At 63.9% G+C, this 25,628-nt stretch carries 24 protein-coding genes and 1 tRNA gene; 11 read left to right on the top strand and 14 right to left on the bottom strand.

The window, feature by feature from the left end; all coding sequences use genetic code 11:
* Positions 1-6: 6 nt before the first annotated feature.
* Together ACFJGU_RS08270 and ACFJGU_RS08275 are read left to right on the top strand one after the other, a co-directional pair.
* Positions 7-663 (top strand): alpha/beta fold hydrolase, encoded by a 657-nt coding sequence (locus ACFJGU_RS08270; RefSeq protein ID WP_382309337.1) that lies wholly within the window; start codon positions 7-9, stop codon positions 661-663.
* 42 nt (positions 664-705) lie between these two features.
* Positions 706-796: transfer RNA gene (locus ACFJGU_RS08275), tRNA-Ser, on the top strand.
* 442 nt (positions 797-1,238) lie between these two features.
* On the opposite strand, the gene nhaA is transcribed toward ACFJGU_RS08275, so the two are convergent.
* Genes nhaA through ACFJGU_RS08295 form a run of 4 tightly spaced genes read right to left on the bottom strand, consistent with a single transcriptional unit; the run spans position 1,239 to position 5,495 of the window.
* The gene (gene nhaA, locus ACFJGU_RS08280) at positions 1,239-3,143 is read right to left on the bottom strand and encodes a Na+/H+ antiporter NhaA (protein ID WP_382309339.1); all 1,905 of its coding nucleotides are present in this window, start codon (positions 3,141-3,143) and stop codon (positions 1,239-1,241) included.
* 5 nt (positions 3,144-3,148) lie between these two features.
* On the bottom strand, positions 3,149-3,889 hold the full coding sequence (locus ACFJGU_RS08285; protein WP_382309340.1) for an SDR family oxidoreductase: 741 nt from the start codon (positions 3,887-3,889) through the stop codon (positions 3,149-3,151).
* Complete coding sequence (locus ACFJGU_RS08290) at positions 3,886-4,719, bottom strand: SDR family NAD(P)-dependent oxidoreductase (RefSeq protein WP_382309342.1); 834 nt, start codon at positions 4,717-4,719, stop codon at positions 3,886-3,888. The genes ACFJGU_RS08285 and ACFJGU_RS08290 overlap by 4 nt, the downstream gene beginning before the upstream one ends.
* A complete protein-coding gene (locus ACFJGU_RS08295; RefSeq protein ID WP_382309344.1) occupies positions 4,716-5,495 on the bottom strand; it encodes an SDR family NAD(P)-dependent oxidoreductase in 780 nt (259 codons plus the stop codon). The genes ACFJGU_RS08290 and ACFJGU_RS08295 overlap by 4 nt, the downstream gene beginning before the upstream one ends.
* Before the next feature lie 110 nt (positions 5,496-5,605).
* On the opposite strand from ACFJGU_RS08295, the gene ACFJGU_RS08300 reads away from it, so the two are divergent.
* On the top strand, positions 5,606-6,502 hold the full coding sequence (locus tag ACFJGU_RS08300; RefSeq protein ID WP_382309346.1) for an AraC family transcriptional regulator N-terminal domain-containing protein: 897 nt from the start codon (positions 5,606-5,608) through the stop codon (positions 6,500-6,502).
* 60 nt (positions 6,503-6,562) lie between these two features.
* Here the strand turns inward: ACFJGU_RS08300 and ACFJGU_RS08305 are convergent, their stop codons facing one another.
* The 3 genes from ACFJGU_RS08305 to ACFJGU_RS08315 are packed head-to-tail and all read right to left on the bottom strand — an operon-like array spanning position 6,563 to position 10,390.
* Entirely contained in the window at positions 6,563-7,660 is a 1,098-nt protein-coding gene (locus ACFJGU_RS08305; protein WP_382309348.1) for an ABC transporter permease, read from the bottom strand.
* Positions 7,653-9,170: a sugar ABC transporter ATP-binding protein gene (locus ACFJGU_RS08310; protein WP_382309350.1), complete on the bottom strand. Its 1,518-nt coding sequence runs from the start codon at positions 9,168-9,170 to the stop codon at positions 7,653-7,655. The genes ACFJGU_RS08305 and ACFJGU_RS08310 overlap by 8 nt, the downstream gene beginning before the upstream one ends.
* A 47-nt stretch (positions 9,171-9,217) precedes the next feature.
* Positions 9,218-10,390, bottom strand: coding sequence for a sugar ABC transporter substrate-binding protein (locus ACFJGU_RS08315; RefSeq protein ID WP_382309352.1), 1,173 nt, complete (start codon positions 10,388-10,390; stop codon positions 9,218-9,220).
* A 253-nt stretch (positions 10,391-10,643) separates the two neighbouring features.
* Between ACFJGU_RS08315 and ACFJGU_RS08320 the strand changes: the two genes are divergently transcribed.
* From ACFJGU_RS08320 to ACFJGU_RS08355, 8 genes are read left to right on the top strand one after another with little or no spacing between them, the layout of a single operon-like run.
* Positions 10,644-11,405 (top strand): SDR family NAD(P)-dependent oxidoreductase, encoded by a 762-nt coding sequence (locus ACFJGU_RS08320; RefSeq protein ID WP_382309354.1) that lies wholly within the window; start codon positions 10,644-10,646, stop codon positions 11,403-11,405.
* 53 nt (positions 11,406-11,458) lie between these two features.
* On the top strand, positions 11,459-12,652 hold the full coding sequence (locus ACFJGU_RS08325) for an ADP-dependent glucokinase/phosphofructokinase (RefSeq protein WP_382309356.1): 1,194 nt from the start codon (positions 11,459-11,461) through the stop codon (positions 12,650-12,652).
* A complete protein-coding gene (locus ACFJGU_RS08330) occupies positions 12,649-13,668 on the top strand; it encodes a tagatose 1,6-diphosphate aldolase (protein WP_382309357.1) in 1,020 nt (339 codons plus the stop codon). Before ACFJGU_RS08325 ends, ACFJGU_RS08330 begins: the two co-directional genes overlap by 4 nt.
* 19 nt (positions 13,669-13,687) lie before the next feature.
* Entirely contained in the window at positions 13,688-14,719 is a 1,032-nt protein-coding gene (locus ACFJGU_RS08335) for an NAD(P)-dependent alcohol dehydrogenase (RefSeq protein ID WP_382309359.1), read from the top strand.
* Positions 14,716-16,173: an aldehyde dehydrogenase family protein gene (locus ACFJGU_RS08340; protein ID WP_382309361.1), complete on the top strand. Its 1,458-nt coding sequence runs from the start codon at positions 14,716-14,718 to the stop codon at positions 16,171-16,173. Before ACFJGU_RS08335 ends, ACFJGU_RS08340 begins: the two co-directional genes overlap by 4 nt.
* A gap of 16 nt (positions 16,174-16,189) precedes the next feature.
* A complete protein-coding gene (locus ACFJGU_RS08345) occupies positions 16,190-17,389 on the top strand; it encodes a four-carbon acid sugar kinase family protein (protein ID WP_382309363.1) in 1,200 nt (399 codons plus the stop codon).
* On the top strand, positions 17,386-18,378 hold the full coding sequence (gene pdxA, locus ACFJGU_RS08350) for a 4-hydroxythreonine-4-phosphate dehydrogenase PdxA (RefSeq protein WP_382309364.1): 993 nt from the start codon (positions 17,386-17,388) through the stop codon (positions 18,376-18,378). Before ACFJGU_RS08345 ends, pdxA begins: the two co-directional genes overlap by 4 nt.
* 9 nt (positions 18,379-18,387) lie before the next feature.
* Positions 18,388-19,221, top strand: a complete 834-nt coding sequence (locus ACFJGU_RS08355) for a DeoR/GlpR family DNA-binding transcription regulator (protein ID WP_382309366.1) — start codon at positions 18,388-18,390, stop codon at positions 19,219-19,221.
* Here ACFJGU_RS08355 and ACFJGU_RS08360 read toward each other — a convergent pair.
* From ACFJGU_RS08360 to ACFJGU_RS08390, 7 genes are all read right to left on the bottom strand, one after another.
* Positions 19,196-20,038 carry an alpha/beta fold hydrolase gene (locus tag ACFJGU_RS08360; RefSeq protein WP_382309368.1) on the bottom strand — a complete coding sequence of 281 codons (843 nt, stop codon included), beginning with the start codon at positions 20,036-20,038 and terminating at the stop codon, positions 19,196-19,198. The two genes, ACFJGU_RS08355 and ACFJGU_RS08360, sit on opposite strands and share 26 nt — an antisense overlap.
* A 3-nt stretch (positions 20,039-20,041) precedes the next feature.
* Positions 20,042-20,863: a DeoR/GlpR family DNA-binding transcription regulator gene (locus tag ACFJGU_RS08365; protein ID WP_382309370.1), complete on the bottom strand. Its 822-nt coding sequence runs from the start codon at positions 20,861-20,863 to the stop codon at positions 20,042-20,044.
* A gap of 14 nt (positions 20,864-20,877) precedes the next feature.
* Positions 20,878-21,747 (bottom strand): alpha/beta fold hydrolase, encoded by an 870-nt coding sequence (locus tag ACFJGU_RS08370; RefSeq protein ID WP_382309372.1) that lies wholly within the window; start codon positions 21,745-21,747, stop codon positions 20,878-20,880.
* A complete protein-coding gene (locus ACFJGU_RS08375; protein ID WP_382309373.1) occupies positions 21,744-22,616 on the bottom strand; it encodes a sugar phosphate isomerase/epimerase family protein in 873 nt (290 codons plus the stop codon). The genes ACFJGU_RS08370 and ACFJGU_RS08375 overlap by 4 nt, the downstream gene beginning before the upstream one ends.
* The gene (locus ACFJGU_RS08380; RefSeq protein ID WP_382309375.1) at positions 22,613-23,659 is read right to left on the bottom strand and encodes a Gfo/Idh/MocA family protein; all 1,047 of its coding nucleotides are present in this window, start codon (positions 23,657-23,659) and stop codon (positions 22,613-22,615) included. Before ACFJGU_RS08380 ends, ACFJGU_RS08375 begins: the two co-directional genes overlap by 4 nt.
* Positions 23,660-23,674: 15 nt before the next feature.
* The gene (locus ACFJGU_RS08385; RefSeq protein ID WP_382309377.1) at positions 23,675-24,643 is read right to left on the bottom strand and encodes an ROK family protein; all 969 of its coding nucleotides are present in this window, start codon (positions 24,641-24,643) and stop codon (positions 23,675-23,677) included.
* Positions 24,644-24,773: 130 nt separating this feature from the next.
* On the bottom strand, positions 24,774-25,538 hold the full coding sequence (locus ACFJGU_RS08390) for an SDR family NAD(P)-dependent oxidoreductase (protein WP_382309379.1): 765 nt from the start codon (positions 25,536-25,538) through the stop codon (positions 24,774-24,776).
* Positions 25,539-25,628 lie beyond the last annotated feature (90 nt).

Consider the following 25,628-nt stretch of genomic DNA (forward strand, 5'->3'; position numbering starts at 1 on the left):
TGAGGCGTGAGCACCGAACTGCTGTGGAGCGGACCCGAAGGCGGTCCGGCGCTCGTCCTCGCGCACGGGGCGGGCGCGGCGATGGACTCCGAGTGGATGAACCGGATGTCCGCCCTGCTGGCCGAGCGCGGCATCCGTACCGCCCGCTTCGAGTTCGCCTACATGGCCGCCCGTCGCACGGGCACGCGCAAGCCGGCGCCGCGCGCGGACCTGGTGCTCGATGAGTATCGCGCGGCGGTGGCCGCGGTGCACGAAGTGCTCGAGGCATCCGGATCGGATCGGCCGATCGCGATCGGCGGCAAGTCGTTCGGTGGGCGGGTGGCGAGCATGGTGGCCGAGGAGCTGTTCGAGGCCGGTTCGGTGTCGGCGCTGGTGTGCCTCGGCTACCCGTTCCACCCGCCCGGCAAACCGGATCGCGTCCGCACCGCGCACCTCGCCGAGCTGCGCGTGCCCACTCTGATCTGCCAGGGCACGCGCGACCCTTTCGGCACGCAGCCGGAGGTGGCGACGTACGAGCTGTCGCCGGCCATCCGCATCCAGTGGCTGGATGACGGCGAGCACGAGTTCAAGCCGCGCGCGAAGATCTCGGGCTTCACCCACGCGCAGCACCTGGCGACGGCGGCGGACGCGGTGGCCGCGTTCCTGCGCGAGCAGTCGTCGTGAAAGCCCGCATCGGTCAGCTATGATGGCGGAGGCGAAAGCCAAGGAGACGTCGCATAGTTCGGCCTAGTGCACCACCCTGCTAAGGTGGAGAACCCTTTATTGGGTTCCGTGGGTTCAAATCCCACCGTCTCCGCACTGCGAGGCCCTCGAAGATCTTTGATTTCACAAGGATCGGCGGGGGTCTCATTCGATTCTCGGACTCACTTTGACCACATTCTGACCACATTCGTTCCTGACAGGACGTGATCGAGGGGCCAATCACTGGTCAAACGAGTCTTCGTACAGGACCAGCAACTGACGTCATATCGCGCGTCATTGGCTGGGCCGATGAACGCAAAACTTGGATCGACGAACGATGGCGTCATTGGGCTGATGAAGAGCGAGAACGAGAGCGCAATCCCTTCCCCCGCAAACTCGAGACTGGCGAATGAAACCTACCTCGTCCTCATCTTGTACTAAGTCGCATCGTCCTGCCGGGCCCAAGCGCGGCGCTTGATCTCAAAAGGCTTCCACAGAAGTCGGTGGTCTCTCTGAGTGAAGTATCCGATGTCACCGAATTGTTGGCCGACGACCACCTAGGACTCGGAATTAGATTCCATTTCAGCGGTTGCGTTTCGGCGGACCGTCGAGTCTCGCGCAGCCCTGACTGCAGTGTTCACGGAGTCGGCGTCGATCGAATCTCGATACAGCTCGCCGGCGACGAAAAAGCTCGGTGCCTGTGTGAGATGCATGGATTCGCCGTCTTGAACGTCTTGATCGACTCGTTCGGCTGCGGCTGCGCTAACCCAGTCGAGCTCGAACCGTCGGAGGTTGAGTCCGGCCGCTGCGGCGGCTCTGAGGATCTGGCGTTCGGTCTGGATCGGTGCTTCACGGATCAGTTCGTCGCGCATCTCCCAGAAGCGGCCTTGTCGGGTGGCCGCTTCGTTGGCCAGTGCGGCAGCACGGCCCATTGATTGATCGAGGGGCAGGTGGCGGAAAGCGTAGGCGACCTCGTGGCCGAAGCGGCTCTGCATCTCGCGCCGCATCTCCCCAGCACGGGCCGCGTACGGGGTGGCGTAGTTGCCGTACTCCACCACGCTGACGAGCGCGGAGCCGGCGTCGCCCAGGATGTGGTCGCGTGCCGGGTCGAGTGGCCGGAGCAGGCGGCCAGGGGCGGGGGAGCGATGCCGTTCGCGGGCGCCGAGGATCGCGAAGGCCACGGCGCCGAGTATTGCGGCGAGGACGGTGGCGGCCAGGACGCCGATCTGGGCACGGCTGACGTCGACGGGGTCGTCGAAGGCGAGTTCGGTGACGAAGAGCGAGATCGTGAAGCCCATCCCGGCGAGCAGGCTCACTCCGATGATGTGGGGCATCCCGATGTACGGCCCGAGTGCGTTTCGTCTGAATCGTGTCACGATCCAGGTCGACAGCGTGATCGCAACGGTCTTGCCGGCCACCAATCCGATGATGATTCCCCAGGTGAGTTGCGACGTGAAGGCGTCGACTAGGGAGTCAAGGGTGAGGCGCACCCCTGCGTTAGAGAGCGCGAAGACGGGGAGGATGAACCAGGTGACGTACGGGGTGAGCGCGTTGTAGGCGCGTTCGTTGATCGAGACGGCTCGGGCGAGGGAGTTCTCGGCCGATCGTGCGGAGATGGCCGTGGGCGTCATCTGGAAGGCGCGCATCTGGCTCTGGGCTCGACGGAGGTCATCGGCACGAGTGGAGAAGATGGGGAGGAGCAGGGCGATGGCGACGCCGGCGAGTGTGGCGTGCACGCCGGAGAGCAGGAAGCCGATCCACACGACGACAGACGGCAGGAGGTAGAGGGGGCCACGCCAGACGCCGAGGTAGCGCATCACGCCGATCACGGCGAGGCCGGCGGCGGCGAGAAGGAGGGGAAGTGGGTTGAAGTCGTCGGTGTAGGCGAACGCGATCACTCCGAGGGCTCCGACGTCGTCGGAGACGGCGAGGGTCACGACGAAGATCCGCAGCGCCGCCGGCATGCCCCGGCCGGCGAGTGCGAGCATTCCGAGCACGAATGCCGTGTCGGTGGAGACGACGACCCCCCATCCGCCGACGGCGCCCGTGCCGGCCGTGATTCCGACGTAGATCAGTGCCGGCACGATCAGCCCGGCAATGGCGGCGATGATGGGCACGCTGGCGCGCCGCCAGTCGCGGAGCTCTCCGAGTTCGAGTTCGCGTCGCACCTCGAGGGTCACGTGGGCGAAGAACACGGCCATCAGGGCGTCGTTGACCCAGTGCTGCAGGTCGAGGTCGAAGGAGAAGTCCCCGAATTCGACGCCGAGCGGCAGGTGCCAGAAGATCTCGTAGCTCGTGCCGGGCAGGTTCGCCCACATGAGCGCGGCGAAGGTGGCGGCGAAGAGGATCACGGCGCCTCGCAGCGCTTCGGGACTACGCCGGAATCGGGTCAGGATTCCGAGCGGCTGGTCGTGCCGCACGGTGGGCGGCTCCGGCCGTGCCGTCGTGTTTGCTGTCGTCATTATTCTCACGCCGTCTCGGTGGGGAGGAGGAGTACTTCGGCAAGGTTGGCGCCGCGTGGCAGGCCTGCGGCGAGTGTGACGACGGCGGCGATCGTTTCGGGTTGGACCGGCGACGCCGCCCTCCTGGCGTCGTGCTCGCTCTCGGTGTCGCTGGTGAAGCCGGGCTCGATGATGTGCACGCGCAGGCCGCGTGGCCCGTACTCGTGACGCAAGGTGCGCGCCAACTGCTTGATCGCCGCCGAAACGGCGTTGAAGACCGCGAATCGGGGGGTGCTCACATCGGTGCCGACGGCGCCGATCAGCACGAGATCGGCGCGGCCGCCGCCGTCGGTGCTGCGGAGGAGGGGCTCAGCGAAGGTCTGCGAGGCGTGCAGGAGTCCGCGGAGATTGACATCGATCATCTCCCCCCAGTCAGCAGGCACGCCGTCTTCGAAGGCCGAGCTGGTGACCACACCGGACGACACGACGAGTAGGTCGACGTGACCGAAGCGAGCGATCGCTGCCTCCCGGGCGTCGTCGACATCCAGTTGCGACGTGACGTCGGCGATGGCCGTCAGGATGCGGTCACTGCTGCCGAGCTCTCGCTGCAGTTCGTCGAGCCGGTCGGCGTTCCGGCCGACCATGACCACGCTCGCGCCGGCACTCGCCAGTTCGCGACAGATCGCAGCACCGAGCCAGCCCGTCGCGCCGAACACGACGGCGACGCGTCCGATGAGCACGCCGGACGCGGGACCGCGCTCGCTCATGAGCGCGCTCCCGTTCGAGCGTACGGCGCGAGGCGGGTCCAGTAGAGCTGAGCGAGGTGCTCGCGGTTCTCCGGGTCGCGCACCTCAGGGCTGGGGGAGACGACGCGGTCGTCCTCCAGGTAGGAGCCCGAGGGCAGGTCCGCTGTGATCGCGTGGAGCACGCGGGCGGCGCCGGCGGATGGTGGCCCGCCGATCCGGCCCATCATCGCGGCGCTCAGCCGGGTGTCGTTGAGTCCGGGGCAGAGCGCGACGACAGTGACGCCCGTGGCCGCCTCCTCCTCGGCCAGCAGCGACGACCAGGTGACCATCGCAAGCTTGGCGCGGGCGTAGGCGGCGACCGGGCTGTAGCCGTGGGCGAGGTCGATGTCGGCGAAGTCGAAGCGTTCGACGTGGTGGGCCGAGGAGCCGACGTTCACGATCCGTGCGTGCGGGGCGAGCGACGGCACCAGGAGCCGGGTGAGCAGGGCGGGAGCCAAGGCGTTCACCTGCAGGGTGCGCTCGAATCCGTCGATCGTGACGACCCGGGTCGGTGCGCCGGGCACCCCGGCGTCGTTGATCAGCACGTCGATCTGTGGAGCGAGCTCCCGGACCGCCTGCGCCGCCGCGACGACTTCGGCCAGACGGGTGAAGTCGGCCGAGACGTATCGCACCTCGGCCGGTCCGCTGCGCCGGATGCCGCGGAGCACCGCTGCGACCTCCGGCTCGGGTTCAGGGCCGAGCAGCACGAGGTGGTCGGCCCTGCTCGCAAGCCGGTGGGCCGTGGCCTCGCCGATGCCGCTGGTGGCACCCGTCAGCACGACCGTGCCGAAGCGGCGCTCCGCCTCGCTCACAGCGCGTAGCCTCCGGCCACCTGGATGTCCTCTCCCGTGATCCACGCGGCGTCGTCGGAGACTAGGAAGGCGATCACCTTTCCGATGTCGGCCGGTTCGCCGATGCGCCCGAGTGCGGTCTTCGCCGCGATGCCGTCGATGATCTCCGGATAACGGTCGAAGGCGTCATCCGCGATTCTCGTGCGGGTGGGCCCGGGCGCGATGGAGTTGACCCGGATGCGGCGCTCACCCAGTTCTTGGGCGAGGTAGCGGGACGCGACGATCAGACCGGCCTTCATGGCGCCGTAGCCCGAGTAGCCGGCCTGGGTGTCGCCCGGCCGGGCCGAGCTGCTCGAGGTGTTCACGATCGCACCGCCCTCGCGGATGAGCGGCAGCAGCGACTGGGTGAGGAAGTAGGGACCACGCAGGAGCACGCGGTAGTACTGGTCGAACGCCTCCTCGGTCATCTCCTCGAAGCCGACGCCGCCGCCGAACCCGGCGTTGTTCACCAGGGCCTGGATGGTGGAGGTCTGCCACTCGCTCTCGAGGGCACAGCCCAGCTCCTCCCGGAAGGCCGGGAACGTCTCGCTGCGGCCGATGTCGAGGGGCAGGGCGACGGCGCTGCCCCCGGCGGCCCGGATAAGGGCGACCGTCTCCTCCGCACCCTCGGGACGGGAGTTGTAGGTCGCGACGACGCCCGCTCCCCGGGCGCCGATCTCGATGGCGGCGCTCCGCCCGATTCCGGCGCTCGCTCCGGTGACGACTGCTACTGCTGTGGTTTGGGTTGGTGAGTTCATGCTTACAGCCAACAGTCCGAGACCATTCGACAGTTAGGGCGATCCCCCCATTTCCTTGCCCAATCCTGCCCTCTTTGCCAGAGATCGGTGCTTTGATTCGTCGTCGCTGATTGAATCAATCCATGTCACTACAGGACTTTCGCGCCTTGGTCGAGAAACACGCGCAGATCGGCATCGTGCCTTCGATGATCCCCGGTGTCGTCGTGTCCCGGATGGATGCCACCGGTTCACCGGACGAATCGTCGACGGGCACCATTTTGGCGATCGTCGCCCAGGGGACGAAGCGACTCTCCGTCGGCAGCACGGTGCACGACTACGGCCCCGGGCAGTTCTTGATCGCGTCGGTCGATCTTCCCGTGTCCGGCCAGTTCACGGATGCCACACCGGAGAAGCCGGCATTGGGATTCGGGTTGGAACTACGGCCGGAGATCATCGCCGAGCTGATGTTGAACAGCGCGGCCAGCGAGTTCCTGCGGCCGGTACGAGGCGAATCATCACCGCCCGCCATCGCCGTCGGTGACGCGTCCGAGAGACTCCTCGACGCCGCGACAAGGATGCTGCGCCTGATGGACACTCCTCGTGACATCCCGGTTCTCGCACCGATGATCGAGCGCGAGATCCTCTGGCTGATGATGTCCGGAGATCACGGGGCGACCGTGCGACAGTTGGGCCTGGCCGACAGCAGCCTCAGCCGCGTCCGCCATGTGGTTCGCTGGATACGGGAACACTTCACCGAGTCGCTCCGTGTCGACGAACTCGCAGAATTGGCGAGAATGAGTCCGTCAGCGTTCCACCGGTCCTTCCAGGCAGTGACCTCGATGAGCCCGATCCAGTATCAGAAGAGCATTCGGCTGCACGAAGCACGCCTGCAACTCATAGCCAACCCCGGCGACATCGCGGTCACCGCCTACGCGGTCGGATACGAGAGCCCGTCGCAATTCAGTCGCGAGTACCGTCGCGAGTTCGGTGCACCGCCTAGTCGCGATGTAGCTATGCTCAGGGCCTGAGGATAGATCAGTCAGGACCCACTCTGGTCGTCATTCATCCACTAATTGGTCTTCGTCGGCCTACCCTGCGGCGACCTTCTGGCTGGCAGCGGCCTGATCCACTTCAGTGCGGTCGCCCCGGGACCGAACGCTGCCTTGACGTGCGCCTAGGCGACGGCGGAATTGGTCAAGAGCGACAACACCGATGACGACCAATCCGGTTGTGAAGTCCTGCCAGAAGCTGGAAACGCCCAAGATGTTCAAACCATTGGAGAGAGTGGCCAAGATGAACAACCCAATGACGGTTCCGCCAATACGACCTTCACCGCCGATCAAAGCGGTTCCTCCCAGAACGACTGCGGCAATCGTCGTCAGTTCCATCCCGGGGGCCATCAGGCCGTTGGCCGAATCAAGACGACCCGCCATGAGCATGCCACCGACCGAAGCAAAGATCCCGGCGAAGAGATACGCGAACATCTTGGTGCGCCCGACATTGATTCCGGCGACCCTTGCTGCATCGCGATTGCCGCCGACTGCGATCAGCTTTCTCCCCAACACGGTGCGGTTGAGCACGAACCCCGCGATGACCACCAGTACGACGGCGACGATGAAGATGTTCGGGATCGGACCAATTGAACCACCGCCCAGCGACTGCAGGACGTCAGGCATGGAACGTCCGGGAATGGCGACACTGAAATTCGGGATCGGGTATCCATCCGTCAGCAGCAAAGCCAGCCCACGGCCCGCGGTCAATGTCCCCAACGTAGCGACGAAGTCGGGCACGCCCCAGCGCGTGATCACGAAACCATTGAACAGCCCGACCACCGCGCCCGTGGCTATTCCCCCCAGAACGGCAAGCCAGTCTGGTACACCGACTTGGGTGTACAGGATTCCGGAAAGGCAGGCGCTCAGCGCGGCCGTTGCCGCGACCGATACATCGATTCCACCGGTGATGATAACGAGCGTTTGCCCAAGAGCAAGGATGAGCGGGACGGAGAATTGCTTGAGCACGTTCACGATGTTGTTGCCGGAGACGAAAGAACCCTGAGACAAGATCGCGACAGCGACGACAAGCACTGCGAGCATGATCAAGGGTCCACCCAGCCCTCCGGCAGAGGTGAGTCGAGTGATGATGGGAGTAGCCCCGGAAGGGGTGGTGGGCTTTGTGAGTTCAGACATGCGCGCCTCCAGCTGCTGCGACGATTGTTTCCTCGTCTGTATCCGACGAGAGGTCAGCGACGATTCGTCCGCCGGCCATGACGAGGATTCGGTCGCCCAGTCGGCGAGCTTCATCCGCATCCGAAGTGAAATAGATGATTGCGGCGCCACGGCCGCTCAGATGGACAAGTTCTGCGAAGATCTCCTCCTTGGCCCCCACATCGACACCGCGAGCGGGGTCGTCGAGGACGAGCACTTCAGCGCCGCGAAGGAGCCATCTGGCCAGCAGGACCTTTTGTTGATTTCCGCCCGAAAGATTTCTCACTGGCGTATCGGCTGACTCGGTCTTAATGGCCAGTCGGTCGATGAATGCGCTTGCTCGTCCACGCGCGGCCTTGCGGTCGAATACACCAAGGCGTGAGAACTCGTCCAAGCTCCCCAGGGTGATGTTCTCCGCGACCGACATCAGGGGAACCAGGCCGGCGCTGCGGTCCTCCCCGACGAATCCAATCCGAGCGCGAATTGCGTCTCGGCTCGATCGAGGCAGGTAGATGCTGCCGTTGATGGTCGCTGCGCCGGCCGACCAATCTTCCAGTCCAAAGAGAGCCCGTGCGAGACGGGTTCTCCCCGCCCCCATGAGCCCGTAGACGGATACAACTTCACCTTTGCGGAGCTTCAGGTCAATGCCACGGAGGCGATCACGCACCTCCAGCCCGGTGATATCGAGAAGTACATCAGCCTCATCAATGGATCGACTTGTGCGCACGACTTCACGAACGTCCCCGACCATGAGGTGTGCGAGTATTCGCTCGTTCGTGTCGGCGGTGAAACGTGCGGGCTCGACGCGCCCATCGCGCAAGATGGAGACGCGGTCGGTGAGTTCGAGGATCTCCGATAGCCGATGAGAAACGTAGATGATCGCGACCCCACGCGCTGACAGTTCTCGAATCAACTCGAAGAGACGTCGCGTTTCGGTGTCGGAGAGCGACGATGTCGGCTCATCGAGCAGAAGCACCTTCACGTCGCCCTTGAGTGCCTTGGCGATCTCAAGCAATTGGCGCTCGGCCATACCGAGATTGACTAACGGCTCGTCGGGGCCTCGACGTAGTCCGACCCGCTCCAGTGCCGCTGCTGCTTCCTTCTTCATCCGAGATCGGCTCAACAGCGGACCGTTGTGCGACCAGGTGCCCAATTGATAGTTCTCGGCAACGGTCATGGTTGGAACAAGGCTGAGTTCCTGATTCACGACAGCGATACCGGCGTCCCGTGCGCGTATCGGGGACTTCAGTTGTACCGGAGTCCCCGATACGCGCACTTCACCCGTGTCGGGGGTGTGGATCCCGGCGATGATTTTGATGAGGGTCGACTTTCCCGCGCCATTTTTCCCCAACAGTCCGTGCACCTCACCCGGCGCGATCTGAAGATCCACACCGCGGAGGGCATGATTCGCGCCGAAGGACTTTCTGACATCAACGAGTTCGAGCACACTCTTCGAATAGTCGGGTTGCATTAACACTGGCTGTTCCTTCATCTGGAGATGTTTTCAACGTCGAGATCGGCGGTGGTCCAGGCTTGGCGTCAGCTCTTGCAGTCCGCTTTGATCGACGCCCAGTCAGGCAGGGGCAGCTGCGGCACCGGGTAGAACTGATCGGCGTTTGCGTAGTAGACAGTTCGAGGATCGATGTCGTTCTTCGCTTCGACCTGCTCTGAGCAGGCCAACTTCACGGCGACCTGGGTTCCAATCCACCCCCAGTCAGCGAAGCCGTGGGTGGTCTCAGCAATGAATTTCCCTTGCCGGATCGCGTCGGTTGACTCTGCCGTGCTGTCGTTGCTGAACACCGACACCTTCCCTGTCGTTGGGGCGGAGCCATCAGGGTTGGTGTCGAGTACGCCGGCACCTTCGAGCGACGAGACAGCGCCTAGAGCCATCTCCGCAGAGGCAGCCCAGATGAAGTCGAGGTCGGGATAGCGGGTCAGGAGGTCAGCCGCAGCGTCGGCGCCTTTAGACCGATCCCAATCGGCCGCCAGCACGCTCTCGATCTTGACGTTGGGGGCGAGGGCGATGATTTTGCTGAACCCTTCGACTCGTTGGTTACTGAACGACGTGCCTTTGAGGCCTTCGATGATCGCGCCTTCGCCCGAGATGGAGCTGAGGTCGACCCCCTTATAGAGATCGCGCCAGAAGTTGACATCCAGGCGCTGCTCAGGCGTGACGGAGACCTTCTCTCCGGTGCCGAGCACGCCCGGTCCTCCGAAGTAGTCGAGTACTGCGTAGCCGGAGACCTCGGACGCCACCTCGTTGTCGAACCCCACAAAGGCCGACACGTCGACGCCCGTCTGATCGTCGAGCAGGTTGACGTAAACGACAGGAATATTGGCATCGTTGGCCTCGCGCACTGCCGGTTTGATCGATTCGGCGTCGCCGGGTGAGACGACGATGGCGTCCACCTTCTGCGAGATCATGTTTTCGATGATCTGCTGGTAACCGGCGGTGTCCGCCTCTCCCCCGGCAGGGGCTTGGGTCACCACTTTGACGTTCATCCCTGCGTCGTTCGCGGCATCGGCGCTCTTCTCGAAGTATTCGGTGGCCGTCTTGAAGACGCCGGTGGTGTTGCCGGGCACCCATCCGATGGTGATGGGGCGACTGCCGGCGTCGCCGCTGTCGGCCGATGACGAACTGCCGCAGCCGGAGAGTGCCGTGCTGGTGACGAGAACCATTCCGGCGGCGACGAGTGTGGTGCGTAGCTTCATTGCTGTGCCCTTTCATTTGGGTGCTGGGGTTCCTGCCCTTGCGGGGGAATCGTGATGACAGTAGCCCAATTGCGCAGAACGCGCAATCACGAGCGCTGAGACATCAATTTCGAATGATATGCGCGCTTAGTTCCTGGTTAGTTGCGCGATCTACGCAGTTACGGCTATGTTGAACACGATGAGCGCCGCACCCGCGATGACTCGACGACACACAAGCTAGCTCGCCAGACGGGCTCGATTCTGAGGATCAACGGTGACCGATCTGTTTTCGCTCCACGGGAAGACCGCCCTTGTCACAGGGGGCAATCAGGGTCTCGGCGCTGCGTTTGCGCTCGCGCTACTCGAAGCGGGCGCGCAGGTTGCCATCTGTGGTCGCGACGAGTCTCGCAACGAGGAATTCGTCGCCAAGTGTCAGGCTCAGGGGCACGCCGTGCACTCCGTGACGGCCGACATCACCAATGAGGATCAGTTGGCAGAGATGGTCGCTGACGTCGTGGCTGCGTTTGGCCGGATCGATATCCTCGTGAATAACGCAGGACGCTCGATCTGGAACCCCGCGCTTGAGGTGACGCATTCTGAGTGGGCCGAGGTCTTCGACCTTAACGTTCGGGCCCTGTTTACGACGAGCGTGGCGGTAGCCGAGGGCATGCGGGCACGTGGGGGCGGCTCGATCGTCAATATCGGCAGCATGTCTGGCATCATCGTCAACCGCCCCCAGCTGCAGGCTCCGTACAACACCTCTAAAGCCGCCGTTCATCACCTAACCCGGTCACTCGCCGTCGAGTGGGCTCCCTACGGCATCCGTGTGAACGCCGTCGCCCCCGGCTACGTGAACTCAGAGAACACCCCAGTTGATGATCCGGAGTTGCGTCACTACTGGATCGACGAGGTGCCGCAGCGACGATACGCAGAGCCCGAAGAGATCGCGCCATGTGTCGTCTTTCTGGCAAGCGATGCGGCGTCGTTTATAACCGGCTCGGTCCTTGTGGCCGACGGCGGCTACGTCCTCGTGTGATTGGTGAGATCGAAATGGTGACAGGTAAGGAGTGGAGGGCTCGCTATCGAGCGATGGCCGATCGCCTGCCTTCGATGGTCGAGACAGCCGGGCCCATTGCCGCAGGCTTCTCTGCGTGCGTCGATCTCGTCGTGACCTTCGGCAGCCCGGAGTATGAGTGCGTTCTCGCCGGACTGTTATCCGAGGACGTTGCGATCCAGGAGTTGTCGCGATGGTTACTCGAGCGCATCCACCAGGGTCGTGGTGGCGAGATTGAGGCTGAGTCGGCCGCGTTCCGTTGGCTGGAGCAGAGTGTGCACGGCACGGCCGAATTGGGCGGAACCGGTGCCCAGGTAGCAAAGGTACTTGCGAGCATCGGGGCGAGCCAGATCTTGGCCCTGTCCGACCGCAGCGCGATGCAGATGGCCGTGCTCAATCCGCGCGTCGAACTGGCTGGTTCACGGAGCACGAGCGAGATCGTTGGTAATCCGCCAATTCTCGTTCTGGAGTTCTCACAGGGGACCCGCTTGAATGCGGTGAGATCGGTCGAGCGTTCCACGAGGATCATCGTGCGCTCCCCCGATCGGCGTCTCGACCTCGATTGCGACTTCTCCGCTGTCGTGCGTCAAAGGTCAATCACCACCCTGTTGCTCTCCGGATTCCAAACGGCGCCACGCGCCGCCCTTCCCTCGATCCATGCCTGGTTCGATGCCGAGTTCGGATGGTTGAAAGCAGCCGAGCGCGTCGTCCATTTTGAACTCGCGGAGTACGAATCGGCGCAGCATGCGTTCGATGTCATCTCTGGCTTCACGGGGTTGGTGAACAGCTTGGGCATGAGCTTATCGGAGCTCCGGATGCTCGAACCTTCTCTCGAACCTGTCGACGCGGCAGCATCATTGGCCGAGAGATTCGCATTTACCCGGGTCGCGGTGCACGCCGACGACTTCGCCTTCGCCGTCTCACTGCGACCGATCGGCGACGAGAGCGACGCTCTGATGACGGGATGTCTCCTTGCCGCATCTCGCGCGACCAGCGGCACGCTCGCTCTCCCGAGCGGGCTGCCTCAGAACACGACTCTGACTCTTCCCGGTGGTGTGGCCGAGGTCTCCACTCACCAAAACGGCTATGGAGTAACGAACGTTCCCTCACCTCACACGCCGCATCCGAAGACGACTCTCGGTCTGGGTGACACTTTCGTCGCCGGGATGCTCCTGTCGCTTACTCATCAAATGGCCAACGCCGACACGACAAGGATGGAAACCGCATGACCAGCCGTACCCACGCGCCAATCCCCGCCGATCTCGGAAAGGTGCGCTCTCTACGCCGAACGACCAGCGACGATGGATTCTTCACGCTCTGCGCGATCGATCACCTCTCGGACTTTCAGATCCTTCTCGATTCCGACCCTACCCGGGTGAGCTACCGATCGACCGTCGATGCTAAGGGACGCCTTATCGCCGCACTCGCGGACTCGGTGAGTGGGTTCCTGGTCGATCCCCGATACTCCTACGCGCAATCCGTCCTCTCGGACGCGATCCCGAGCAGTTCAGGTGTGATGGTGAGTCTCGAAGACGACGGGTACCTCGGTGTCGACACCGATCGAGCGACGCGTATGCGTGACGGGTGGGGTGTGCGTCAAGCCAAACTCGCCGGGGCGGATGTCGTGAAGCTCTTGTGGTTTTACCGACCCGAGTCGACGTTCGCGCAAGCCCAGCGGGATCTCGTGACATCGCTCGCCGCCGAGGCGGCGGACTGGGCGATACCGCTGGTGGTCGAACCCATCTGGCATCCATTGGCTGGAGAGGACGCGACGGCGCCAGAATGGAGGATCGCCCGGGCTCAGGGCATCGTGCAGTCCGGCAAGCTCGCTGTCGAACTCGGGGCGGATGTTCTGAAGACGGAGTTCCCCGGCGACCTTCGCTCAAATAGCGGGGTTGAAAGAGCTGGGGACGCGTTGGCGGAACTTGATGAATCGATTGACGTACCGTGGGTCATCCTCTCCGCTGGAGTCGCGTTCGACGAGTTCACTGAGCAGGCGGAGCTCTCCGGGAAGGCCGGCGCAAGCGGGTGGCTCGCAGGGCGTTCGATTTGGCGCGAGGCCGGTTCGGCGACGACCGAGACCGAGTGGACCGAAGGTCTCGAGATGGCGAGATCGCGACTTGCGACTCTAACGGAGATCACGAAGAAGTACGGCCGTCCCTTCCTCCCCTCGGAGAAGACGGATTCCACCCCCGACCGGTGGTACGAGGGGTACCACCAGCTCTCCGCCGATGACATCGCCTGAGCCCTCGATGCGCGTAGCTGTGCTGACGAAGGCGCGCGAGATCGTCGTCGAACGGCGATCGGTTCCCGTTCCGGGTGCAAAGGATGTCCTGGTGCGGGTTGCTGCGGTCGGGATCTGCGGGTCGGACGTGCACTACTACGAGGAAGGACGAAGTGGCGACTACATCGTCGAGCAGCCACTCGTTCTCGGTCATGAGGCTTCCGGCATCGTCATCGCCGTCGGTGACGACGTCACCGCGTTGCGGACGGGTCAGCGGGTCTCCATCGAACCTGGTACCCCTTGCAGAACCTGTCGGTACTGTCAGATCGGCGCATACAACATGTGCCTGTCGATGCGGTTCCACGCGACGCCGCCGATCGACGGTTCGTTCGCGGAGTATGTCGTGGTTCACGAATCCGTTGCGCACCCCGTCCCGGACTCCGTGTCCGATGAAGAAGCGGCACTCCTCGAACCGCTGTCGGTAGGGATCTGGGCAGCCCGAAAGGCGGAGATCGCTCCAGGTGACCGAGTTCTCATCAACGGAGCAGGCCCGATCGGAGTTATCGCCGCACAAGTCGCCCGGGAATTCGGGGCTTCCGATGTCGTCATCGTCGACGTGAACGAATTCCGACTCGAACTGGCCCAGCGCGTAGGCATCGACACGACAATCCTCGCCGGAGGCGACGAAGCGCAAGCACTCCCTCCGACGTTCGACGTGCTGATCGAGTGCTCCGGCAACGCAGCGGCGACACATTGGGCAATCGGGCGCATGGCCAACCTCGGGCGCGTCGTATTGGTCGGCGTCGGTGGAAGCGACCTTGTCATTCCGCTCGGAACGGTCCAATCGCGTGAACTCGCCATCGACGGAGTCTTTCGATACGCCAACACCTGGCCTACGGCGATCGATCTCGTTAGTCGAGGTCGAATCTCCCTCGCCCCACTGATCACCGGGCGATTCACCCTTGACGAGGTCGACACCGCCCTCAACGAAGGACGCAACAATCCCCATTCGATGAAGCCCGTCGTCTACCCGGGTGAGCCATCAGACCCCACGAAAGGTGACCAATCATGACCACCCCCATATCAACCCAGTTACTCATTGCAGGCAAGCTTCGCGAAGGTCGGGGAGACGTCAACATTGTGACGAATCCCGCCACCGAGGAGGCAGTCGCGGTCGTGAATGATGCCTCCGAACTCGATCTCCGCGAAGCGCTGACCGCAGCAGACGCCGCGTGGCCCGCCTGGTCTCGGGAGGTGCCGAGCGAGCGGGCAAGAACGTTGCGTCAGATCGCCGATGTGCTAGACGATCACCGGGAGGAGCTCGCGCACATCCTCGTGGAGGAGGTGGGTAAGCCCATCGTAGAGGCGCGCGGCGAAACGGAGGCCACTTCGGGGTTCTTCCGGTACACCGCCTCCCTTCTCGAAACCCTCACCGACGAGATTCGATACACGCCGAATCGCAACGAGAATATGTGGGTGCGACGTCGCCCACATGGAGTGGTCGGCGCGATCATTCCGTGGAATTACCCATCCGCGCTCACCTCGCGGAAGATCGCTCCCGCCATCGGCGCAGGAAACGCGATCGTGCTGAAGCCGGACTCAAACACTCCACTCTCGTCCCTGGCCATCGCAAGGATCATCCACGACAGCGGGCTGCTGCCGGACGGCCTGATCAACGTCGTGTCGGGGCGCGGCTCAACCATCGGAGCGGGGATCGTAGAAAGTCCCATCACCCAGATGATCTCGATGACCGGCAGCACGGGAGCAGGCAAGGCTATTCTCCGCGCAGCGGCACGGCATGTGAAGCCGGCCTCGCTCGAACTCGGCGGCAATGCGCCACTCATCGTCATGCCCGACGCGGACCTCACGCTCGCCGTGAACGAGGCCTTGAAATCGAGACACGCGAACAACGGACAGGTCTGCATCTGCGCGGAGAGATTCTTCGTGCATCGCCGTGTATACAACGACTTTGTGGACCTCTACTCAGCGGCGGTGGACCGACTGACGGTCGGCGATCCGCATTCCGAGGACACCGACTTGGGTCCAAAGGTCACCCGAGACGAGCTGAACAAGACGCTTCGTCTCCTGGACGCGGCAGTCCAGGCGGGCGCGCGACTGACCACCAACCCTGGCGATCTCGTCGGAGAACAGTTCGAACGCGGATACTGGATGCGCCCGGCCGTTCTCGCCGATGTGGACGATGCCATGTCGGTCGCCGTGGAAGAGATCTTCGGACCAGTCAGTCCGATATCGGTTTTCGACTCCTGGGCCGAGGTCGCTGCACGCGCCAACGACACCAGCTTCGGACTCTCCGCATACGTGTTCACGAAAGATCTCGAGCAAGCATTCAAGGCTAGCGACGATCTCAGTTTCGGAGAGGTCTACGTCAATCGGACCGGGCCGGAAGAGATCAACGGCTTCCACACCGGATTCCGGGAGAGCGGAATCGGTGGAGACGACGGTCCACACGGGCTAGATCAGTTCTTCCGGCGCCAGACCACGTATGTGCGATACGGCCACGCATGAGGATGAGCTCGAGGTCATGTCGCTGAGTCCGGAGGTCGTGATCATCGCAGACGACCTCACCGGGGCGCTGGATGCTTCAGCCCCTTTCGCCGAGAGAGGATTCAGGCCCGTCGTCGTTCCGTCGTTCGCCCTTGAGAGCACCGCGCAGGCTGACGTCGCAGTACTCTGCTCGGATAGCCGTGATGGTGCCGGCGGTCGAGCGCGCGGCCGTATCGCCGCTTACGGAGACTGGATCCGAACCGTCAATCCCCGCATTGTCGGTCTCAAGGTGGATTCGCTCCTTCGCGGTGACCCCGTGGGAGACCTCGAAGTGCTGCTACGCGCTTCCGGAAGGTCCGGCCCGATTCTGATCGCTCCCGCTCTGCCACGACAGGGGCGGACAGTCGTTCGCGGTCGCGTGCTCGTCGACGGAATATCGCTCGAGCGCACCGAACATCACTCCGCTTGCGTGGCGCGGGGAGTCGCGGAAGCGATACTGCCGCCCGGGAGGGCAAGGACTCACTTCTCGATTCGAGACATCCGGTCGCCGGGATTCCAGCGACGGTTGCGCGCCGGTTCCGGAGGATTCGTCGTCCTGGATGCAGAAACGGACCAGGATCTGGACGCGATCGTTGCGGCCGGTTTGGCGATCGAACAGGCCACCTGGGTGGGTTCATCTGGCCTGTTCAGTGCTCTCGCGCGTGCCGTTCGCCGATCGGAGAAGAGGTTGGCCCGAGCAGCGACACTCTCATCTGAGAATCTGCTCGTCGTCGCAGGAAGCGCCTCCTCCGCGACGACACGTCAATTGAACACGTTGAAGGCATCCGGGCTGCGTCTCCATGGAGTTGACCCGGTCGAGCCGACTCGTGACATCGCCGCTCGCGTTCGGCACGATCTTTCCGTCGACGGTATCGCGGCAATCCACTCCATCCGTGTACGGGCGAGTGCTGGCGCTCTCTCCGCCGAGCATGCCGCACGCCTGGCGGATGTGGTGGCCGACCTTCACGACATCGTCGATGGGCTGGTCATCGTCGGTGGCGATACCACCCAGCGGGTATTCCGTCGTTTGGGTGTCCAGAGCCTGATCGTGACATCAGCCTTATTTGGAGGGGCGACCCTAGGGATCACCCGGCCAGCGCCGGGCATCTCATTCATTTGCAAAGCCGGCTCCTTCGGCGACGATCGGACGCTCGTTCGAGCCGTTGAATCACTCCGAGCACAGAAGAGGACACCATGAACAAACCCAGGATCGCGATCACAATGGGAGACCCCGCGGGGGTGGGGCCGGAGATCATCGTGAAAGCTTTATCGAATCCAGAACTCCGTGCGGCGTTCTCCCCAATCGTCATCGGGGATCTCTTCTGGTTGCGACACATCGCCGACCTCCTGGGGTCTCGGCTCGTGTTCGAAGCCGCCAATGGGCCGTCTTTGCTTCCCGCCAACTCCGAGCGTATCCCGGTGGTGGACCTGTCCAACGTGGCTCACGATCTCCGCTTCGGCGAGCTATCCGCCGCCGCAGGTGACGCCGCCTACCGCTACGTAGCAGAGGCCGTCCAACTTGCGATGGACGGCGAAGTCGACGCGATCTGCACAGCGCCCCTCAATAAGCAGGCACTTCACATGGCAGGGCATGAATTCGCCGGCCACACCGAACTGCTCGCCGACCTCACAAGCACAGGCGAGGTTTCAATGATGCTGAGCGCGGCGCAGCTACGTGTCATCCACGTGACGACCCATCTCGGAATCATCGACGCAATCTCCGCGATAAACCCGGGGTTGGTGTTCCGCACGATTCAACGAGCCAGCGAGACTCTCAAAGCGGCGGGAATCGCGAATCCTCGGATCGGCGTATGCGCTGTTAATCCACACGGCGGGGAGAACGGGCTCTTTGGATACGCGGAGGAGGAGACGAAGATCGCACCGGGCATTGAGCTGGCACAAGCGGCCGGTATCGATGCGCGTGGGCCCATACCTGCCGATACCGCCTTTTTCAGGGCCGTTCGCGGCGACTTTGACATCGTGGTCGCTATGTATCACGACCAGGGTCATTGCCCCATTAAAGTTCTCGGCATCGATGCAGGCGTCAACATCACCGTGGGGCTTCCCGTCATTCGGACATCTGTGGATCACGGGACGGCATTCGACATCGCCGGCACGGGCAAGGTCGAGGCCGGTGCCATGGAGGAAGCACTGCGGCAAGCAGTACAACTGGCCAAAGTGCGATAGACAGTGAGTGTGACCCACATCGGATCAGGAATCCACACCACAAGCACAGCGATGCGAGACGCAACGAAAGCACGTCTCGCACGCATTCTCGAGCTTGTGGAGACCGGCGAAACCGCCGTGGAAGCGCTCAGCGCCATACTCGGGGTCTCGGCATCGACGGTGCGGCGCGACCTGGCGAACCTCAGACAAGAGGGTCTGATCACTCGCACGTACGGCGGCGCGTTGCTCCCAGGGCATTCCCACGAACCGACGATCTCCGAACGTCACCTCGAATACCGTCGCGAGAAGGAAGCAATCGCGGCACGAGCCGCTGAGTACGTGAATGACGGAGACACGATCTTCCTAGACGGCGGGACCACCGTCGGGTATCTTCTACGTCGGCTCATCCCGCGACGAGGACTGACGGTGATAACGAATGCTGTCTCCGAACTGCCGACACTCATCGATTCTTCGTTCGACGTCATCCTGCTCGGCGGAGAGTTGCGGCGAAGTAGCCAGAGCACGGTCGGGCCAATCACTGAGGAATCTCTTCGACGGCTGGGGGCCGACCATGCATTCCTGGGTGCTGACGGAATCGTACCGGGGAGGGGAATCTGCGAGGCCGATTTGAATCAGACTTCGATAAAAGAAGCGATGGCTCGAAACTGCAGCCGAGCCTACGTGCTTACGGATTCCTCGAAGCTCAACAAAGCACCGTTCGGTGCGTGGGCGGTTCTTCCCCAGACGTTCACTCTCATAACCGACTACACCGCATCAGAGACGGATCTCACCCCGTTCGCCAATGACCCGCACATCGAGGTCATTGTTGCGCCCAAAATTACGCGATCCAGCGCCGGCGGTTGACGCTGCCCGTCAGGGCTCCAGTGGTTCGAAGCACGTCGGTCACGACGGTTCGTCGCAACGTTGCCCTGTCGTCCGACTCGCGCACAAGGTGCCCGCGCTTCAGATTGCGCGCCCAAGTCGCTGCGAGATCCTTCGGGAACATCCTGCCGGGAGTCGACACGACCAATGCGGGAGGGTCAACCCTCGATAGCGATGGCGGTGTGGAGTAGGCGATGTTGCGAGGGATCTCCCAGAACCGGATTGACCGAGTCGCCGCGTCTGGAGCATGGAACTGATCCACCAACCACTTGGCCTGAATAGGAGTCGAGGATGTGAGCTCGCGGTACCGCGGACTTGCGACAAACCTCCGTAGCTCGTCGGACACGTTGGAACCTTGCAGCCCACGAGCAAGCTCCTGGAACACCCGCAAATTGCTCGGTACCGGTGCTTCACAATGCGCGGGGCTGACTAGGCACACGCCCCGCACATCGAGAGTGTTCATCAAAACCAGCCGCAGGGCGACAGCTGCGCCCATGTCGAATCCAAGGACGTAAACCGGCTTTTCCAGTTGGCCGAGGGTCCTGATCAGACCGGTCACATCAGCGGCCATGCGTCCGAACGAGAAATCAGACGCCGTCCCCACAAGGTCGTTCTCACCATGCGCACGTGCATCAGGTGCGAGCACAGCGTAACGCTCAAGAATTCGACCTCTCAGTATCCCAAGAGGCTGGTTTCGGTCGCGGCCGATGCCATGAAGCAGCAGAAGAAGACACGCCGCGTCACTGTTTCGCAGTTCGTAGCTCTTGCACGCCAGGTGTGCCGTTTCGTCTGAGCTCATGGCTTACGGGGCGATGACGAGTTCGACGTCTTTGGCGGCGCAGGCGGCGATCAGGTAGGCATCGGGTGCTTCCGTCACGACGATGTTGACGTCGTCGAGGCTGAAAGTCGTCACGAAGTCGGTCAAGCCGATCTTGCTGCTGTCCATCGGGATGATCACCTTGCGCGCCTGACTGACCATGGTGCGTTTCACCTCGGCTTCCGCAAGGTCGGCGGTGCTGAACTGGTCGCCGGAGATGCCGGTCGATCCGATGAAGGCGAGGTTCACGGTGAACTGCCGAGCTGCCTGCAGGGTCAGCGGTCCGACCACACTGTCGGCGATCGGACGGTAGTGACCCCCGAGCAAGGTGTGCGGAATCGTGCCGACATTCGCCAGCGTGCGGGCCACCGGCACGGAGTTGGTGAGCACGTTCAGGCTCCGCCCGAATCGTGGGCGGCCGCCGGCGCCGGTGTCGGTCGCGGCCACGAGTGCCTCGGCGATCGCGAGAGACGTGGTGCCGGAGTCGAGGAAGATGGAGTCGTTCTCGCCGATCAGCCCGAGGCAGGCCTGGGCGATCCTTCGCTTCGCTTCGGCGTTGGAACTGATGCGGTTCACCAGCTCCATCTCGTTCGACGGAGTCGCCGCGAGCGCTCCGCCGTGCGTTCGGCGGAGCTTGCGCTGCTGGTCGAGCGTCGAGATGTCTTTTCGGATCGTCGGCCTGGTGACATTGAGCAGATCGGAGAGCTCGGCGACGGTCACGCGTCCGCGGGCATTGACCAGCTCGAGAATGTTCTCGCGCCGTTCCTCGGCGAACTCGGGCGCTCGGTTCTCAGCAGATGTCGTCATGGAAACCTCGTCGCTCACACTGCGAGTTGACCAGGGCGCTGCCCGACTGTCAACTCGCTGTCCTGTCGGGCCTCCTGCAGGTGCCGGAGCACTGAGCGCGACGTGACCGCCGCGTTGAGTGCGGCGTCGTCGTCGCGTGCCGGGACCACGTCGAGACGGGCGCCCGGGATCGCCCGAGCCCAGGTTCCGGCCAAGGCGAGCGGATGCACCGGGTCGCGGTCGGTGCCGATCACGAGCGTCGAGGTACTGAGGGTCCCGAGTTCGATCGGGGAGCCGTAGGCCGTGTTCTTCGGCACGCTCCGCAGGCGCTCGGAGCGTTGCTGTGCACGTGGATCGTCGAACTGGGCGAGCAGGCTGGCCGCTCCGAGCGGTGACACCGCGGCGACGGCACGGAACTCGGGCGTCGCAGAGAGGGTACGCTTTCCGGTTGCGCCGTAGCTCGTCTGCAGGATGTCGCCGATGAGGGCCATCACCCGCAGGTTCTCGGGGAGCGGATGCTCGTCGAAGGCGGGTCGCACGAGAGTGAGGCTCGCCACCGTGACGGCGCCCTCGAGCGCGGCGCGAAGGGCGAGCGCGGCGCCCATCGAGATGCCGACGAGATGGGTGGGTTTGCCACTCTGCCCCGTGCGCTCGAGCAGAGCACGCACGTCGTCGAGGAGCGCGGCGAAGGTGAACGCCTCGGCACCGCCCACCACCGGTGTCGCCCCGTGTGCGCGGAGGTCTGGGGCCAGCACGGCGGAGCCCTCGAGGGGCTGATCGCCCAGGAGGGCGAGTGGCTGGCGGTGGTCGGCTCCCAGTCCGTGCAGCAGAAGCGTCACTTCGTCGCCGTTGGGATTCGAGAGGTGGCAGTATGCCCGCTCCGCGTAGTCGTCGTGCGGGGTCATGCTGCCGCTCCCGCGAAGACGCGTTCCCGCACGAGCGCGGCGACGGCGTCGATCTCCGTCTCGCTCGCGTCTTGGATGACCACGGGAACCGGTTGCGGAAGGGCGGCGTGCAGCCGGCCCACCAGGTCGTAGTCGACCACTCCGGCGCCCGCGAGCGTCTGGGCCCACGGCACGGTGTCCTTGGCGTGCACGCAGATCGCGCGATCGCCGAGTGCGTCGAAGGCCCGCTCCAGTGTCGATCGCCGGTCGTCGGCCGCGACGCCGTCGATGAGGTTGGCGGGGTCGAGGATGAAGCCGATCGTGTCGGCATCCGGCCCCAGCTCGTCGATCAGGCGGAGCGCGCGGTCGGTGCCGGATACCGTGTTGGCCGGTTCGGGTTCGATCGCGAGCAGCACTCCCGCCGCCTCAGCGGACGGCAGCAGCGCGTCGAGTGATCGGCGGAAATCGCTCCAGGCCGCCTCGCTCGCGGTGTCGGGGTGCCGCCCCCACATGTTGGCCGGATCTCTTGACCCGCTGCAGAGCGTGGCCGCGACGGCGCCGCTGTCGCCGAGCGCCGCGATGAACCGCGCTGCGTCGGCGGTGTCGTGCTTCCGCACGTCAGGGTCGGGATGGGCGGTGTTGAAGGTGGCCGAAACTCCCCATACCGTGCTGCCGTGCAGCCCGAACGTGCGCTGGATCGCGGCGACGTCCAGTCTCCTCAGTTCGTCGCCTCGCGGGATGGTGGGCAGTCCGAGCGCCGAGAGATTCAGTTGCACCTGAGTGAGTGCATGGTCCTCGAATGCCACGGCGAGATCGTTCACCGTCGGGCGGGAGAAGATCCGAGCGAAGGCGCCGAGCAGCGGAACGGCGGTCGGTTCGTCGACTCTCACAGTCGTACCTCCTGGCCCTGGGACCGCGACGATTCGGAGACGGCTTCGATCCAGCGCACGGCAGCCACGCCGTCCTGCGGACTCGGGTCCTCCGGTGTTCCGTTGAGGATCGCCAGCGCGAAGTGATCGGCCTGCAGCTTGTAGGGATCGGTGTCGCCGAAATGCGGCACCAGGGCGGCCGGATCGCCATCGATGTGAACCTCCACCTCGCTCGCGCTCTTGAAGAAGGGGAAGGGGGTGCGGATGGAGATGTGCCCGTGCGCGCCGTAGATGTCGGCGCCCTCGGCGTACACCCCGTGCACGGCCGCCGCCACCTCGAACGAGATCAGCCCGCCGTGGTCGCGCATTCCGGCCACGCCTTTCCAGGAGTAGTCGTCTCCGACCCGGCCGACACGGGCGCTCACCCATTCTCCGGGCCCGCCGAGGAAGGTGAGGCTGTCGAAGAGGTGCGCACCGTGGGTGGCGAGCAAGTAGCTCTCCCGGTCAGCCTTGAAGGTGTTCTCCACCCGGCGCACTTCGGGGTCGACGACCGTCTCGGGAAAGAGAGTGGCTTCGACGGGGAGCCGGTCGGCCATCACGCGATACCAGGAGGTGAAGCTGAGGATCTCGCCGATGCGCGCGACATGCTGCTTGGCGAACGCGATCCCCGGGTCGTGGCGTTTCATCGCGCCGGTCTGGAGTTTCAACCCGAGCGAGGCCGCGAGGTCGGCGAGTTCCTGCGCCTGGGCGCTGGTCTCGGCGAGCGGCTTCTCCATCAGCACGTGCTTGCCGGCCTCGAGTGCCTGCTTTCCGAGGCTGTAGTGGAAGCGGTCGGGCGTGGCGATGAGCACCGCGTCGACCCCGGGGTCGGCCAGCAGGGCCGCGGTCTCGGTGTAGCCGGTGATGCCGTAGCGCGCCGCGACGCCGTTTGCGAGGGCGGGGCTGGGGTCGCTGATCGCGACGAGCTCGACGTGGTCGGTCTTGGCGAAGGTCGGAAGGTGCGCGACCTGGGTGATGCGGCCGGCGCCGACGACGCCCAGACGGATGCGCGTTCGGTCAGTCATGACGGATGGTGCCTTTCAGTGAGTACGAGCGGAGTAAAACTGCGAAGTGCGGGCCGGGTGGAGGGGAAGGTCCCGGGCGATGATGGCTGCGCCAATGGCGGCAGCCATCGGACCGATGGGATCGAGCACGATCCGAGGGAGACTCCGTGACTCAGGGAACGATTGTTGCCGCCTGAGTCGAGCCTCCATTGCCGGCACCAGGTAGGTGGCCGCAGCGTGGCCAAACCCACCCGAAAGGAAAACAGTTCGGGGGTCGAGCGCATTGACGAGAGGAACGAGCGCGTGGCCCAGGGCGGTACCGGCATCGGTTAGGAGAGTTCGCGCCGTGCGGTCGCCGGATTCCGCGGCGGCCAACACGGCTTCCGTCGTTCGGAAGGACGTCGTCGCGCGCGCGATTCGAGTGACAGCAGTGCCGCTGGCAAAGAGTTCGACGCAACCACTGCTGCCGCACGGGCACGGGTGTCGTCCCGGTTCCTCTATCGGCACGTGGCCCAACTCGCCAGCGAACCCGGCAACTCCCCGCAGCACGTGGTCTCCCACTGCTACGGCGCCGCCAACCCCCGTGCCGAGGGCCACCAGCACAGAGACGTCATCGGCGTCCGGCGAGATTGAAGGATCGTGCAGAACCCCCGCGAGCGTCGCGTCCGCGTCATTCTCGACGAAGACGGGCAGGCCTATCAGAGACTCGATGCGTAGGCCGAGCGGCGTGTCATCCAGTCCGAGCAGGGCACCACGCACAATACGTCCGGAGTGACGATCGACCAGCCCGGCCACCGCCAGACCGACGCGTTCAATACCGACAGAGGCGGGGTCGGAAAGTAATTCGCGCACCACGTCGATTGCGACGTCAAGCGCTTCTTGGCCAGTCGAGTCGTGCGCGCGACGAAGTTGGCGGGCAACTGTTCCGTCCGCCCGGAGAATCACACCACTTGCCTTGGTACCACCGAGATCGACGCCGAGTGCTACAGAAGCATCATCGTTCACAGTGTCCTCCTCGGCACCCTCAAAAACCAACAATCAGTCTCGCGCCAGACGGCTTCGTTTGTGCGCGTTTGCTTTCGCTTGCTCGACGAAAAATAACACACACCTCTAGCGGATACAAGGTAGGCCGCTGTCAACGAATGGTCCAACCGCCATCGACGACCAGGGTGTGCCCGGTCACGAGAGAGGCGGCGGGCGAGGCGAGGAACGCGACAGCCCCGGCCACCTCGTGAGGTTGGCCGATTCGGTGCAGCGCGGCGATCCGCTCGACCGTATCGGCCCGAAAGGCAGCGTCGCCGAGGGCGCCCGCGGTACCGTCAGTCTCGATAAAAGTCGGTGCAACCGCATTCACCCGGATGCCGAACTCTCCCCACTCCACCGCCAAACACTTGGTCAGGTGAATGACCGCAGCTTTGGCTATGCAGTACGCCGACTCGCCGGGCAACGCGACGATTCCCGCCTGCGAAGCGACGTTGACTATCGCACCACCACCCGTGCCACGCATCTGGCCTGCGACGTGCTGAGAAATGAAGAACGTCGAGCGCGCATTGAGCGACATGACGGCGTCGAAATCGCTTTCGGTGACCCAAAGGGCATCACCCAAGATGCTGCCCCCGGCGTTGTTTACGAGGATGTCAATGGAGCCCAATTCGTCAAAGGCAGCGTTTAGGGCGGCCCGACAAGCGGGGAGGTCGGTGGCGTCCATCGCGACGGGAAACACGCGGCGCCCCATGTCACTGATCTCTCGTGCCAACTCGGATGACTCAGTTGGATGCCGCACACCGAGCACAACGTCAGCTCCCTGCCTGGCCAGTTCCAGCGCGATCGACCGGCCGATTCCTCGAGACGCCGCCGTGATCACGGCGGTCTTCCCGGCAAACGTGGATTCCGATGACATGTGTCCTCCTCAGTGAAGTGCCAACTTTGTTCCGGGTGGCACTTGACAGCGACCCGGATGTGCAGTCTATGCTGCGATATCGCTACAAAA

This window comes from Herbiconiux sp. UC225_62, from assembly GCF_042694625.1.
GTDB lineage: Bacteria > Actinomycetota > Actinomycetes > Actinomycetales > Microbacteriaceae > Herbiconiux.

Bases quoted from the DNA above. Each gene is read 5' to 3' on its own strand.
- ACFJGU_RS08345 (WP_382309363.1), top strand. From the start codon at position 16,190: ATGTCGCTGAGTCCGGAGGTCGTGATCATCGCAGACGACCTCACCGGG.
- ACFJGU_RS08380 (WP_382309375.1), bottom strand. From the start codon at position 23,659: ATGACTGACCGAACGCGCATCCGTCTGGGCGTCGTCGGCGCCGGCCGC.
- ACFJGU_RS08390 (WP_382309379.1), bottom strand. From the start codon at position 25,538: ATGTCATCGGAATCCACGTTTGCCGGGAAGACCGCCGTGATCACGGCG.
- ACFJGU_RS08305 (WP_382309348.1), bottom strand. From the start codon at position 7,660: ATGTCTGAACTCACAAAGCCCACCACCCCTTCCGGGGCTACTCCCATC.
- ACFJGU_RS08310 (WP_382309350.1), bottom strand. From the start codon at position 9,170: ATGAAGGAACAGCCAGTGTTAATGCAACCCGACTATTCGAAGAGTGTG.
- ACFJGU_RS08365 (WP_382309370.1), bottom strand. From the start codon at position 20,863: ATGACGACATCTGCTGAGAACCGAGCGCCCGAGTTCGCCGAGGAACGG.
- ACFJGU_RS08370 (WP_382309372.1), bottom strand. From the start codon at position 21,747: ATGACCCCGCACGACGACTACGCGGAGCGGGCATACTGCCACCTCTCG.
- pdxA (WP_382309364.1), top strand. From the start codon at position 17,386: ATGAACAAACCCAGGATCGCGATCACAATGGGAGACCCCGCGGGGGTG.
- ACFJGU_RS08360 (WP_382309368.1), bottom strand. From the start codon at position 20,038: ATGAGCTCAGACGAAACGGCACACCTGGCGTGCAAGAGCTACGAACTG.
- ACFJGU_RS08325 (WP_382309356.1), top strand. From the start codon at position 11,459: ATGGCCGATCGCCTGCCTTCGATGGTCGAGACAGCCGGGCCCATTGCC.
- ACFJGU_RS08295 (WP_382309344.1), bottom strand. From the start codon at position 5,495: ATGAACTCACCAACCCAAACCACAGCAGTAGCAGTCGTCACCGGAGCG.
- nhaA (WP_382309339.1), bottom strand. From the start codon at position 3,143: ATGACGACAGCAAACACGACGGCACGGCCGGAGCCGCCCACCGTGCGG.
- ACFJGU_RS08330 (WP_382309357.1), top strand. From the start codon at position 12,649: ATGACCAGCCGTACCCACGCGCCAATCCCCGCCGATCTCGGAAAGGTG.
- ACFJGU_RS08315 (WP_382309352.1), bottom strand. From the start codon at position 10,390: ATGAAGCTACGCACCACACTCGTCGCCGCCGGAATGGTTCTCGTCACC.
- ACFJGU_RS08340 (WP_382309361.1), top strand. From the start codon at position 14,716: ATGACCACCCCCATATCAACCCAGTTACTCATTGCAGGCAAGCTTCGC.
- ACFJGU_RS08285 (WP_382309340.1), bottom strand. From the start codon at position 3,889: ATGAGCGAGCGCGGTCCCGCGTCCGGCGTGCTCATCGGACGCGTCGCC.